Raw genomic sequence first — 12,939 nt, forward strand, 5'->3', positions numbered from 1 at the left:
TATGAGACAGGTAGGGGAGGCGTGAGATGGACGCGACTGAGATCCGCAGCGCATTGGCGCTCAGTTGTTCGCTGCCGGACGGGCGCGGGCGAACGCAGCGATTGGAGATGCTCGCCGCGGCCGCTGAGGTAGGGCCGGACCGGGCCTTGGAGGGGGCGGTGCTGCTGGAGTTGGCCAAGGCGTACGCGCAAGGGGGCGAACGGGATCTGGCTCCGGTTGTCTACGCCAGATTGTTGCGGATCCACGATGACTTTCCTGCCGAACTCGGCGCCATCGCGCCGTCGGTGCACTGGTATCTGAAGTGGATGACGTCGGGATTGATCGGAAACCCCGCGGTGCCGCTTCCGACAACCTATCGGTGGCTCGATGAGCTCGAAAACCGTTATCGCCAGCACGGATACAGTGCCCGTCCAGTGCTCGCGCTGCGCTCGGATCTGGCTCGGGAACTGGGCGAGCACGAGCAGGCTGCGCGCCTGCTCGAGGCCGCGATGGTCGCGCCGCGCGACGGCATGTCCGACTGCGAAGCGTGCGAACGCAACGAATGGGGCGTCAATAGCGCCCGGGCCGGTGACGACGAGGCCGCACTCGCCCACTGGCGGCCGGTTCTCGACGGTGCGCGCAGCTGCACAGAGCAGCCGCACCAGGTGCTCGCGCATGCATTGCTTCCGCTGGTGCGCACCGGCCGGACCGCGCAAGCGCGCAATGCGCACTTGACCGGGTATCCACTGGTCCGACACAGCCCCGATCTCCGGCACTCGGTCGCCGAACACATCGAGTTCTGTGCTCTCACCGGCAACGAAGCGCGCGGCCTCGACATCCTTGCCGCGCACGCCGCGTGGCTGACCGATCGGGGTGCCGACGACGCCGCCCGGCTGTCGTTCACGGCGGGAGTGTCGGTGCTGCTACGCAGACTCGAAGCCCTCGGCCTCGGTGATCTCGCCATCGGTGCCGCAACGGTGTACTCGGTGCGCGCAGACCTCGAGATCGAGATCGGTGAGCTGTCGGACCGCTTCGATGCCCGCAACGACAGCACCGTTGTCGGTGCCCGCGTCGCGACGCGACTGGCACAACAACCGTTGCTCGAACACCTTCCCCTCGGTCTGCGCAACACATTGCCGCGCCCAGCCTGCCCCGCCACCGCAGCAGCGCGGGTCACCGCTGCCACCGAACGGGAGGCCGAGGCACTGTGGCTGGCAGGTCTGGCCGCGGCCCGGCTCATCGACCGGCCTGCGGTCGCCGAACGGCATCTGCGGCGGGCACTGTCGATCGGCGCGACCGTTTTGCCTGCCGAGCACCTGGCGCGGCTGAGTTCGCAGCTCGTCATGGTGTTGTCCGGGCAGCCGGGGCGCGAATCCGAATTGGCCGATGCGGCCCTCGATGCCGTCGCGCGATGGGAGGGGATTTCCGACGCAGACGCCGTGCATCTCACCTTCGTCGCGGCGCGTGCCTTCCATCGGGCCGGACGGTACGGTGAGGCCGCCGCATTGTTCGAGCAGCCGATTGCCGCGGGAAAGGCGCCCTACCCGGCCGCCGAGATGGCCGTGCTGCGCAGGCAGTATGCCGAATCACTGCGCAGGCTCGGCCGATTCCGCGCTGCGGCACGGCAATTCGTCGAAGCCGCACGTTTGGTTCAAGACGACCCCGAACGGATCGAGCTACAGGCCGACCTTGCCTGGGCGGCGGCCACCGCGCTGGAAAACTGCGACGAAGACGACCAGGCGCTGGTGGCCTATCTGCGTGCCGCTCAGCTCTGGGGCGCGCTCGGCCGAGTGGGTTCGCGGGCCAGGTGCCTGCGTTCGGCCGCCTGGGTGCAAGTATGGAGCCGAAGCGCGGAATCCGACGAGCGACCCTGGCTGGCGACGATGGGTGGGTTGCTCGCCGAACTGGAACAGCTCGCAGGCACCGCGCCGTCGGCCGAGGTGACCAACGAACTCGCGCACACCCACAGCCAGTTGGCGGATATGCGGCGCGAAGTCGAGAACACGGGTGCACCGGACTCCTGACGTCCATTACTCCTTGATAAGGGAATCGTTAGGCGATCCCGGCATGGTCGAGAATGGACACCGGGATGGGCTCGGTGCGTCGCCGATTCGGGAGCTTCCACATGAAGAAAATTGCCGCAGCCGCCGTGGCAGCCGCGCTCACCGCTGTGCTGACGGCCTGCGGGCCGGGTGACGCTCCCAACTCCGGTGTCGCGCCGTCGTCGGTCGGTGCCGCGGGTTCGTCGGTGCCGTCGGTAGGAGGGACCGCACCGTCAACCGGGTCGACCGCGCCTTCGACCACGCTTACCTCACCCCAGGCCGACCCGAATGCTGCCTTCACCCCGTCGTCCATCCGGCTCGAAGGCCCGAACTACACCATCGACGTACCGCAGGTGAACGGCGGGAACCCCGGCGTGCGAGCGGAATTCAACGACGGAATGGGCGCGCTGGCGGGCGAATGGATTGCGCAGCTCGTTCCCGGCACCTCGATCACCGGCGGCGAGAGCGCGGTTGTGCACATCGGCACGCACGTCCTCAGCGGCGAGCTGGTCGTCATCGTGTACGCGCAGGGCGCCGCGCATCCGAACAACTTCTACGGGACCCACGTGACGAACGTGGACACCGGTCAACCGATCACGCTGACCACCCTGTTCACCGACACACGCACGGGTTTGGAGGCACTGTCGGCGCAGGCCGCGCTGCTGGTGCCGAAGACACGGGCCGGCGCGGACTACCGCAAGGAAGCCATCGCCCCCGAGGAGCGGAACTACGAGAACTGGCTGGCCACTCCGGAGGGCATGCGGATCGTGCTCGGCGAAATCGGGCCGCACGCGTTGGGCAAGATCGAGATCACGGTGCCGTGGTCCGAGCTGGACAGTGTGCTGAAGCCGGGCATGCGGGCGGTCGTCGGCTCCTGATCGCTGCTGCGACATGCGGGCAGTCGTCCACCGACGATCCGGCCGCGAATCACTAGGCTGTACCGGGCATCGTCTGGGAGGGTTCCGCGAATGAAGAAGACCGTCGCCGCCATCGTGGCCGCAGCGTTGGCCGCCGTGCTCACTGCGTGTGGATCCACCGATCAGGCCGTCCCGGCCACCACGGTATCCGCCACGTCCGCCGCTGCTGGGTCGCCCGCGCCCGACACGACCTGGGGGTTCACCGCGACCACGGTGCGCTTGGAGGGCATGGGATACAGCGTCGATCTGCCGCAGGTCGCCGGTGGGAAAGAGGACGCGCGAACCGAATTCGACAATGGGATGCACGCCGAGGCGGACAAGTTCATCCGGGACGCGGGCCCGGACATCAAGGTCACCGGGTTCCGCAGCGAGGTCGCCCGAATCGGCCGGCATGTGCTCAGCGGCGTGCTGGGGATCGAGGTCGACACCGGCGGCGCGCATCCGGCCACCTACAAGGCCACCCACGTGACCAATGTCGACACCGCGACGGCGCTCACCCTGCCCGATCTGTTCACCGACCTGCAGCAGGGACTGAACGTGCTCTCTGTACAGGCGGCGGAACTGCTGCCGAAGACGCGGGTCGGCACGAATTTCTACTTCAAGGAAGATCTCGAGCCGAGGGTGCAGAACTATGAACGCTGGGTCGCGACCCCGGCGGGTATGCGCATCTATCTCGGCGAGATCGCGTCGCACGCGATGGGCTACATCGACATCACCGTGCCGTGGTCGGCGCTCGACGGTGTGCTGAAGCCAGGTCTGCGGGCAGTCGTCAGCAGTTGACAGCGAATCGGTGCGTCGCGCACCCGCTCGTGCAGCCGGTTCCGTGCACGCTCGACGACCTCGCACGCGGGTAACCCGTTAAGCTCGGCACTCATGCACGAGACAGGTCGGCGCCAACGCAAGCTAGGCGTGATGGGCGGCACATTCGACCCCATCCATCACGGTCACCTGGTCGCCGCCAGCGAGGTCGCGAATCGATTCGACCTCGATGAAGTGATCTTCGTCCCGACCGGACAGCCATGGCAGAAAGCGGACAAACAGGTCAGCCCGGCCGAGGATCGCTATCTGATGACAGTGATCGCGACCGCCTCCAACCCGCGATTCTCGGTCAGCAGGGCCGACATCGACCGAGGAAAAGTCACCTACACCGTCGACACCCTGCGCGAGATGCGCAGCAAGCATCCGGACGCCGAGCTGTACTTCATCACCGGAGCGGATGCTCTGTCCAACATCCTGACATGGCAGGATTGGTCCGAACTGTTCGAACTGGCGAAGTTTGTCGGGGTGAGTCGACCGGGGTATGAGCTGAATGCCGATCATCTCGCGGAGCATCTGCGCGACCTGCCGGTCGACGCGGTGACCATGATCGAAATCCCGGCCTTGGCGATCTCGTCGAGCGAATGTCGTCGCCGCGCGGCCGAGAATCGGCCGGTGTGGTACCTCGTCCCCGACGGGGTTGTGCAGTACATATCGAAGCGGCACCTTTACGTGACCGCAGGAGCGGAAGGTAGCTGAACGTGAGCAAGCACAGCGAGGTTGCGGCATGAGCGCATCTGTCGAATCGGTGGAGATGGCGCAGGTTGCCGCACGTGCGGCCGACGAGAAGCTGGCTTCCGACGTCGTCGTGCTCGACGTCTCCGAGCAGTTGGTGATCACCGACTGCTTCGTGATCGCCTCCGCGCCGAACGAGCGGCAGGTGAACGCCATCGTCGACAATATCGAGGAGAAGCTCCGCGAGGCCGGGCACAAGCCGGTCCGGCGCGAGGGCACCCGCGAGGGTCGCTGGGCGCTGCTCGACTACGTCGACGTGGTGGTGCACATCCAGCACAACGACGAGCGCAATTTCTATGCGCTGGAACGGCTCTGGAAGGACTGCCCGGTGGTTCCCGTGGCCGGCATCGGCGCGCCGCAGCAGCTGCCGGTCGCGAGCAATGGTGAATCCGTGAACGGCGAGCCTGTGCGCGGTGAAGCGGGGGACGACTCCGAGTGAGCAGACATGCCGGCGTCCGCACCCTGATCCTGTTGCGGCACGGGCAGACCGAATGGAACGCCTCCGATCGGATGCAAGGCCAGATCGACACCGACCTGACCGAACTGGGCCGCCGCCAAGCGAAAGAGGCTGCCCGTGAGCTGGTCTCGCGCAACGCCATCGCGATCGTGTCCTCCGATCTGCGGCGTGCCTTCGACACCGCCTCCGCGCTGGCCGAACACACCACGGTGCCGGTCGTCAAGGATGCGCGGCTGCGCGAAACCGACCTCGGCGACTGGGAGGGCCTGACCCACCTCGACGTGGACGCCGACTACCCCGGTGCCCGCGTGGCCTGGCGATTGGACGCGACGTACACCCCGCCCGGCGGTGAGAGCAAACTCGAGGTCGGTGCGCGGTCACTTCCGGTGGTACAAGAATTGTTTGCCGACCGGCAGGATTGGCCGGGCCGGACTATCATCCTGGTGGCGCACGGCGGGCTGATCGCCGCCCTCACGGCCGCGCTGCTCGACCTGCCGCCGCGGAACTGGCCTGCCCTTGGGGGCTTGGCCAACACCAGCTGGGTGCAGCTGAGCAGCCACGGCCCGAGCATCGATCAACCTGGTTGGCGCCTGGATGTGTGGAACGCAGCGGCGAAGGTGGCCCCCGATGTCCTCTGAAGAACCGATTCGACAGGTTCCGGATGAACTGTTCCGGCGCATATCGGCCAAGCCCGAACGGGCTGTCCCCGATGCGCTGTTCGGACCCCCTCCGGTCAAGAAGCCTGTCGAGCCGGTCGAACCCGTGGCCCCGGCGGAATCCGCGCGCGACGCAACCGAGACTGCGTCCACCGCAGCAGAATCCGCGTCCAGCGCCGGCGGTGCAGTCGAATCCGCACCCGGCGCTGCCGGTTCGGTGGCCGGGGCTGGTGAGTCCGTGTCTGGTGCTGCCGGTTCGGTGGCTGGTGCTGGTGAGTCCGTGTCCGGTGCTGCCGAGGCGGTAGCCCGTGCCGCGAAACCTGCGTCCGACACTGCTGGGTCGGTGGCTGGTGCAGGTGAGTCCGCATCCGGTGCAGCCGAATCCGGGGGAGGTGCGGTCGCGCCCGCTGCCGGAGAACCTCCAGGAGCCACCGATTCCGTAACTCCCACGGCGGATTCGGTGGCTGCTGCCGTCGACCCTGCGGCTTCTGGTGCAGAGTCTTCCTCTGCCACAATGAAATCCGCATCCAACCCGGTATCGGTGGCCGACGCGGTCAGGTCGGACGAGGGTGCAGGCGCGCTTACCGAAACCGCCGCGGCACCATTGGACGACGCGGGCGCGGCGGCCCCGGCTATCGACGCGGCGTCCGCGGTAGCAGGAACCGCCCCGTCCATTGCCGAGGCTTCGGATACCGAATCCGATACCACAGCAAGCGAATCCGGCAGTCCCGCGGCAGCCGTGCACACTGTGGCTGGCGGCGCGGCCTCCGCTGCGGCTACTGGGCCTGGCTCGGCCGCGTTGGCCGAGGCGAACTCCGCCGTGGCGGTCGAGACGTCATCTGTGACTGCTGGTGCGGACTCGGTTGGAGCTGCCGGGGTCGACGCGCCGGCGGCTGCTGGTGCGGACTCGGCTGATGCGGATGCCGCTGTGACTTCCGGCACGGACTCGATCGTCGCGGCGAAGCAGTCTGCGGTGCGGCCGGTGTTGCTGGTGATCGCGGACTCGCTGTCCTACTTCGGCCCGAAGGGCGGGTTGCCTGCGGATCATCCGCAGATCTGGCCGAACCTTGTCGGTGCCGAACTCGATTGGGATGTCGAGCTGGTCGGACGGATCGGCTGGACCTGCCGGGATGCGTATTGGGCGCTGATCGGCGATCCTCGGGTGTGGGCCGCGGTCCCGCGTGCGGGTGCGGTGGTGTTCGCGGTCGGCGGGATGGACACGCTGCCGTCACCGCTGCCGACCGCGTTGCGTGAGTTGATCCGCTACGTGCGTCCGCCTGCCATTCGCCGCGCGGTGCGCGGCACCTACAACTGGCTGCAGCCGAAGCTATCGAAGCTCGGCCGTCCGGTGGCGCTGCCGCCGAGGGTGAGCGTCGATTACCTGGAGCAGTCGCGGGAAGCGCTGTCGCACCTGCGTCCCGACCTGCCGGTCGTCGCGGTGTTGCCGTCGGTGCACAACTGCGCTGCCTACGGTCGCGTGCACTCGGGCCGCGAGCGCGCGGTGCAGGCGCTGCGCCGATGGTCGGCCAAGACCTCGGTGCCGTTGGTCGATCTCGGCGAAGCGGTGCGCGACAACATCTTCTCCGGTGAGGCCAACCCCGACGGCATCCACTGGGGCTGGGCCGGACACACCGCGGTGGCCACTGCGATGGTGAAGACCTTGCAGGAGGTTCGGTAGTTGGCCGTTGTGGTCGTCACCGATTCCTCCGCCAGCCTCCCCGCCGAGCTCGTCGACGAGCTGGACATCGCCGTCGTACCGCTGCATGTCCTGGTGGGTGATCGCGCGATCCGTGAGGGCGTCGACCCCATCGATATCGACTACTCCTCAGACACCGTGACCACCTCGGCCGCCTCGCCCGGCGAACTACGTGTGGTCTACGAGCAAGCGCTGGAGCGCAGCGGTGGTGACGGTGTTGTCGCGGTGCATATTTCGCGCCAGCTCTCGGGGACCTGGGAGGCAGGCAGGCAGGCGGTCCGCGATATGGACGCCGCCGACCGCGTGCGTCTGGTCGACTCGCTCGGCGCCGGCCTGGCCACCGGGCTGCCTGTGCTGGCGGCGGCCCGCCGAGCCCGCGGTGGCGCCGCACTGGACATCGTCTACGACACCGCCGTTGCCGCGTCGAGCCGCGCACGCACCTTCATCTTGGTGAACCGCACCGAACAGCTGCGCCGTGGCGGCCGATTGAGCAGCGCTGCCGCATTTTTCGGCAGCGAACTGGTCACCAAACCCTTGCTGCAGATCGTTGAGGGCCGTCTCGAGCTTCGCGAAAAGGTCCGCACTCGCTCCAAGGCCTACGCCAAACTCGTCGCGGCAGCAGTCGATGCGGCAGGCGACGACGGCGCCGCGGTAGCCGTCCAACATCTCGGCGCGGAAGAAGTGGCCAACACCGTTGCCACCCAACTCCGCGACCTCGTCCCCGGCATCCGTGAACTCATCATCGCCGAATTCGGCCCCGCCCTCGGTGTCCATCTCGGCCACGGAGCCGTCGGTGTCCTGGTTGTCCCCGGCGGCTGCGCCTGAATCACCCGCCCGTCGGCCCTCGGTGAGTAAACCAATCTGCTTGATCGCAAAGGGGTTCAGTGGAGGTGGGGTAGGTTAGGGTCGCGATATGACGAGCTCTGCGAAGCCGCCGACCCGTCCACCGCTGACTGTGGAGTCGACGGACTGGGAGCATCAAGACGCGGTAATCCTTCGTGCGGAGATGGCTGCCGAAGTCGGCCCCCGGTACGCCTATCTGGCCGAGCAGTTGCGCGTCAATCCGCAAGCGGTCGATCCCGCGACGGTGCACCGGACATTCGTCGCCTATTCGGGCGAGCCGGTCGGGCATGCCGCGGTGCGATGGAATGCGGGCGACCTGGAGTTGAAGCGCATGTTCGTGCGCCCCGCCCACCGCGGCTCGGGCGTCGCCGCCCGCCTGCTCGCCGCCGCGGAAGCTGCCGCACGCGAACTCGGCCAACCCCGCCTGATCCTGCAAACCGGCCACCTCCAGCCCGAAGCGGTCCGCTTCTACGAACGCAGCGGCTACCACCGAATCCCCCTGTTCTCCCCCTACGAACCCCTCCCTCTCTCCAACTGCTTCGCCAAAACTCTGCCCTGACAGACCTCCGCCACGACGATCCATTGACGAACGGGCCGTGACTGCGGCGAAGCGCGAGGATTGCCCGCCGTGGTGCCGTTCGATGCCGCGTGGCCAGAGGTCGGCGGCGCAGGAGTGGATGCGGAGGGAACTCGGTGGTAGGTCGGCGACACGCCGATGGTCGGTCCATGATGTGCGGCTGGTGGGTTCGGTGTGCCATCTACGATTCCCGGGTGACCGGATACGACCACCTCGACGCGTTCGAGCACCTCGACACCTCGACGCTGCCAGTGCGACAGCAGCAGATTCTCACCACGATTCGGGACTGCGTTGTCCGGCACGGGTATCCGCCCAACACACGGGAGATCGGCGATGCGGTGGGGCTGCGTTCCTCCTCGTCGGTGTCCAAGCATCTGAAAAGCCTGGAGGACAAGGGTTTCCTTCGCCGCAGCCAGACGATGTCGCGGCCGATCGATGTCCGGATGTTTCTTGCTGCTGCCGCGCCGCGGGAGTCGTCGGACGACTCGGTGGCCGTGCCGGTTGTCGGTGACATCGCCGCGGGCAGTCCCATCCTCGCCGAGGAGCACACCGACGACATGATGACGCTGCCGCGCGAACTCGTCGGCCGCGGTACTGTTTTCGGTCTGCGAGTGCGCGGTGACTCGATGATCGACGCCGCAATCTGCGACGGTGACATCGTGGTGATCCGGAAACAGCATGAAGCCCACTCGGGGGAGATCGTCGCCGCGATGATCGACGGCGAGGCGACTGTCAAGGTGTATCGCCGTCGCAACGGCCACGTGTATCTGGAGCCGCGCAACCCCGCCTACGCTGTGATCGACGGCGACGAGGCCGTGGTGCTCGGCAAGGTGGTCTCGGTGATGCGCCGGGTCTGACCCGGCGCCATGACCGGGAAAATTCCATTGTTCGATGCTGCGACCAGCTGTAACGTCACTTCGGTTTGTCAAACGATCAACCGAAGGAGTCGATGCTGTCATGAAAGCCGTCACCGAACGCGACATCAGGTCGTCGTTCGTCAACTGTTCCAAAACCACCGCCAAGAAGCTGCCCGCACCTCGGGACCTGGACGATCGTCCATGGGATGACCTGGACTTCCTCGGCTGGGGCGATCCATCGCTGCCCGGACGCGGCTACCTCGTCGTCCCGCAGGAAGATGATCGCCTCATCGGTGTCGCACTGCGCTACGAAATCGGTGGGTTCGGCCGAGCTCAGATGTGTGCGATCTGCATGACCACGCACACCAGCAAGGGTGTCTCGTTGATGACCGCGCACAAGGCGGGCGAGTCCGGCCGCCGCGGCAACTCGGTCGGCACCTATATGTGCACTGACCTCGCGTGTTCGTTGTATGCGCGCGGCAAGAGAACGCCCGCACTCGGTAATCGGTACCGCGAAGACCTCATTTCCGTGGAAACCAAGGTCGAACGGGTCCGGGACAACATGAACGCCTTCATCGCGAGGCTCTACACCTAACCGCAATCCGACCCCGATCCATCAGGCAGCACGTGCTGCCGACCCGAAAACGGAGGTAGATGCCATGCGCCGACACTCAGGGGCCATGCCACCGGCGCACCCCGAGTTCAGCGACACCGCAACCGAACTCGGGGTGTACAGGGTTCCTCTCCGGTTGAGACGGCCCGGACGATGACCGGACCACCCCATCCGGAGAGGAAACCCTCGAATCACCGGCCTCGTATCCGTCGCCGAAACCCCTGCCGACGTGGACTTCGCTCCGGTTCGAATTCCCTGACGTCGAGCACGTTGCATTTATTGCAATGGAGGTGCAATGACTTCACGCGGTGACTTGTCGGGGCGCAGCCCGCGCCAGGAGGGGTGTCGGAGTCGGCCGTCGCCGGTCCATTCGGCGAAGACGACTTCGCCGACGAGTTCGGGCTCCACCCAGACCGCATCTTTGACATCGGCCGCCACGGTGGCCGTTTTGCGTTGCAGGGGTAGAAGTCTCGTCTGCAGTGCATCGAGCATCGTGTCGGTGAAACCGGTACCGACACCTCCGGCGTAGACCAGCTTTCCGGTGGCGTCGCGTACTCCCATCAGCAGCGAGCCGATACCTCCTGCGCGGCGGCCGGTGCCCGGTCGCCACCCGACGATCACGATTTCTTGATCGTGAACATTCTTGACCTTCGTCCATAATTCGCTGCGTCGTCCAGAGAGGTAGGGGCTGTCGAGGCGTTTGCAGACGATGCCTTCCAGTCCGCGGCGCTTCGATTCGGCGAGCTCGTCGGCACCGGTGCCGGGCAGGCGGGGTGGGACCTGCCAGTGCGGGCCGTCGAGGCCGAGCTGTTCCAGCAGCTGTCTGCGCTGCTGGTAGGGCAGGCCGATCAGCGATCGATCACCGATGTGCAGTAGGTCGAAGATCAGGTACGTGACCGGGACGGCCTTGGCGAGCGCGTGGATCTTGGCGGGATTGCGCTGATGCATCCGAGGTTGCAGGGCCTCGAACGAAGGTCTGCCGTCGGCCGTGAGGGCGACGATTTCGCCATCGACGACGAATCGAGGGGCCGCGGGAGCGATGTCTGCGATCTCGGGCCAGGCTGCGGTGATGTTCTTGTCGTTGCGCGACATCAGTCGCAGGTCGTCCTCGATGTAGCCGATGGCGCGAATGCCGTCGAATTTGGCTTCGTAGGCCCAGCCCTGTTCGTCGCTGGGGAGGACGCCCGCCATCGCCAGCATTGCCGCGTAGTGCGGCAGTCGTGTCACACTCGCCTCGCCGACATCGCCGGTCCCTTCGTGAACTCGAACGCTGTGCTGGCAACCCTCTGAATAGTACCGACCGGTCTGCCTTCGTCGGTTTCGTTCGCGGCGCGGTTGTCCACAGCCCCGCGGTTATCAACAGACCCATCGAATCCGCTGTTCAGCGCGGATCCCAGGAATTCGAATCGCACTACCGTCACCGCCATGTCACGACACGACGAACGCCGGCGAGTCCGCCAGCGCCTCAGCGAACTGACGAGCCGGGTCGGCGCGAGCAGGACAGCGGGGTCCGGGATTCGCGGCGCGGTCGAGCCCACACCGTCATCGCGGGACGGCAGTCATACGCGATTGTCGGCGACAGAGATCGCCGCAGCGGCGAGCGAGGGCGAGCCGGTCGGCGAAAACGACCGGGCAGAAGGTCGTGGGCGGCCAAGGGGTATCGCGCTGCCCGTAGCCCATGGGCGATCGGAAGGCGGCGAGCGGGCACGGGAGACGCAGTCCCCGGGTGGAGTGCAGCTATCGAGAAAGGCGCAGCGGGTGGGGCAGATGGGGCGGGTAGAGGGTGTGCGCGGCGGCGGGCGATGGGATGACGACCGGTTGCCGGCGAGAGGAATGGAGTCGGATGGGTCGGACGGTGAGCTCGGTGGCGAACACGACCTGGCAGGCGCGGACGGTGAGGTCCGCGTGCCAGGGTGGCTGGAGGAGGCAGGGCGCCGCTCCGTGTGGCGGGACCGGATTGTGCCGGAGCGGTTTCGGGGTGCGCGGTTCGATCCGGGCTGGCGGGGTGTGGTGACTTTGTCCTTGGTCGGGCTGGCGGCAGTGCTCGCGGCGACGGTGGTGGTGTTGCGGGAACGGCCTGTCGCGCAGGCCGTTCCACCGGTGCCCGCGGTACGCACGACGAGCGCTGTTCGTGCCTCGGCACAGCTGAGTCCGGCGCCGATTGTGTCTACGCCGGCCGGTGCAGCGCCGGTGTCGCCCGACGGCCCCGAGGGCGTCACCGGCGTCGAACTGGTCGTCAGTGTTGTCGGTCTGGTGCACAACGGCGGCCTGTTGCGGATACCGAACGGATCTCGAGTGGCCGACGCCATCACGGCGGCGGGCGGTGTGAAAGAAGGCGCCGATCTCAGCGGGCTCAACCTGGCCCAGCGCTTGCAGGACGGCGATCAGGTGCTGGTCGGCGCCATCGGCTCAAGTCCTGGGCCGATGCAATTGGGCAGCACCACCATCAGCGCCGGCCGCACCGCTACTCGCCCGGCGCCGCATGTGGGTTCCGCATCGTCATCGTCCACCACCGCCCGCATAGATCTCAACACCGCGACCGAGTCCGACCTCGACGCGTTGCCCGGCGTCGGGCCGGTGACTGCCCGCGCAATTATCGCCTGGCGCACCAAGAATGGCCGCTTCACCGATATCGAACAGCTCGGCGAAATAGACGGCATCGGACCCGCTCGACTTGCCCGCCTGCGCGGGTTGGTGAAGGTATGAGGCTCGAGGGGAGCGAGCCGGTCGGTCGAGCACGGGGATTGTGCA

13 protein-coding genes are annotated in these 12,939 nt (G+C 66.9%); 12 read left to right on the forward strand and 1 reads right to left on the reverse strand.

The features are described from left to right. The first annotated feature begins 26 nt into the window (after nt 1-26). The 11 genes from ACLMAL_RS14920 (at nt 27) to ACLMAL_RS14970 (ending at nt 10,170) form a co-directional block, all read left to right on the forward strand. Nucleotides 27-2,003, forward strand: coding sequence for a hypothetical protein (locus ACLMAL_RS14920; RefSeq protein WP_411999608.1), 1,977 nt, complete (start codon nt 27-29; stop codon nt 2,001-2,003). Nucleotides 2,004-2,104: 101 nt separating this feature from the next. After that, entirely contained in the window at nt 2,105-2,899 is a 795-nt protein-coding gene (locus ACLMAL_RS14925; protein ID WP_411999609.1) for a DUF3298 domain-containing protein, read from the forward strand. 90 nt (nt 2,900-2,989) lie between these two features. Further along, nucleotides 2,990-3,718, forward strand: coding sequence for an RsiV family protein (locus tag ACLMAL_RS14930; protein WP_411999610.1), 729 nt, complete (start codon nt 2,990-2,992; stop codon nt 3,716-3,718). 93 nt (nt 3,719-3,811) lie between these two features. After that, nucleotides 3,812-4,453, forward strand: coding sequence for a nicotinate-nucleotide adenylyltransferase (nadD, locus tag ACLMAL_RS14935; protein WP_328410546.1), 642 nt, complete (start codon nt 3,812-3,814; stop codon nt 4,451-4,453). Between the two features lie 28 nt (nt 4,454-4,481). Continuing rightward, the gene (rsfS, locus tag ACLMAL_RS14940) at nt 4,482-4,928 is read left to right on the forward strand and encodes a ribosome silencing factor (protein WP_328410548.1); all 447 of its coding nucleotides are present in this window, start codon (nt 4,482-4,484) and stop codon (nt 4,926-4,928) included. Beyond that, nucleotides 4,925-5,584 (forward strand): histidine phosphatase family protein, encoded by a 660-nt coding sequence (locus ACLMAL_RS14945; RefSeq protein WP_411999611.1) that lies wholly within the window; start codon nt 4,925-4,927, stop codon nt 5,582-5,584. The genes rsfS and ACLMAL_RS14945 overlap by 4 nt, the downstream gene beginning before the upstream one ends. Before the next feature lie 967 nt (nt 5,585-6,551). Then, nucleotides 6,552-7,280: a diglucosylglycerate octanoyltransferase gene (octT, locus tag ACLMAL_RS14950; RefSeq protein ID WP_411999712.1), complete on the forward strand. Its 729-nt coding sequence runs from the start codon at nt 6,552-6,554 to the stop codon at nt 7,278-7,280. After that, the gene (locus ACLMAL_RS14955) at nt 7,281-8,123 is read left to right on the forward strand and encodes a DegV family protein (protein ID WP_328410552.1); all 843 of its coding nucleotides are present in this window, start codon (nt 7,281-7,283) and stop codon (nt 8,121-8,123) included. It begins immediately after the preceding gene. 88 nt (nt 8,124-8,211) lie between these two features. Then, nucleotides 8,212-8,700 carry a GNAT family N-acetyltransferase gene (locus ACLMAL_RS14960; RefSeq protein WP_328410554.1) on the forward strand — a complete coding sequence of 163 codons (489 nt, stop codon included), beginning with the start codon at nt 8,212-8,214 and terminating at the stop codon, nt 8,698-8,700. A 212-nt stretch (nt 8,701-8,912) separates the two neighbouring features. Further along, complete coding sequence (lexA, locus tag ACLMAL_RS14965; RefSeq protein ID WP_411999612.1) at nt 8,913-9,575, forward strand: transcriptional repressor LexA; 663 nt, start codon at nt 8,913-8,915, stop codon at nt 9,573-9,575. Between the two features lie 100 nt (nt 9,576-9,675). After that, nucleotides 9,676-10,170 carry an FBP domain-containing protein gene (locus tag ACLMAL_RS14970; RefSeq protein WP_411999613.1) on the forward strand — a complete coding sequence of 165 codons (495 nt, stop codon included), beginning with the start codon at nt 9,676-9,678 and terminating at the stop codon, nt 10,168-10,170. Nucleotides 10,171-10,464: 294 nt separating this feature from the next. Here ACLMAL_RS14970 and ligD read toward each other — a convergent pair whose 3' ends face one another. After that, nucleotides 10,465-11,415: a non-homologous end-joining DNA ligase gene (gene ligD / locus ACLMAL_RS14975; protein WP_411999614.1), complete on the reverse strand. Its 951-nt coding sequence runs from the start codon at nt 11,413-11,415 to the stop codon at nt 10,465-10,467. Between the two features lie 198 nt (nt 11,416-11,613). Here ligD and ACLMAL_RS14980 point away from each other — a divergent pair, with 198 nt between their 5' ends. Then, entirely contained in the window at nt 11,614-12,894 is a 1,281-nt protein-coding gene (locus tag ACLMAL_RS14980; protein WP_411999615.1) for a helix-hairpin-helix domain-containing protein, read from the forward strand. Nucleotides 12,895-12,939 lie beyond the last annotated feature (45 nt).

It is taken from the genome of Nocardia sp. CWNU-33 (genome assembly GCF_046764895.1).
Classification (GTDB): Bacteria; Actinomycetota; Actinomycetes; order Mycobacteriales; family Mycobacteriaceae; genus Nocardia.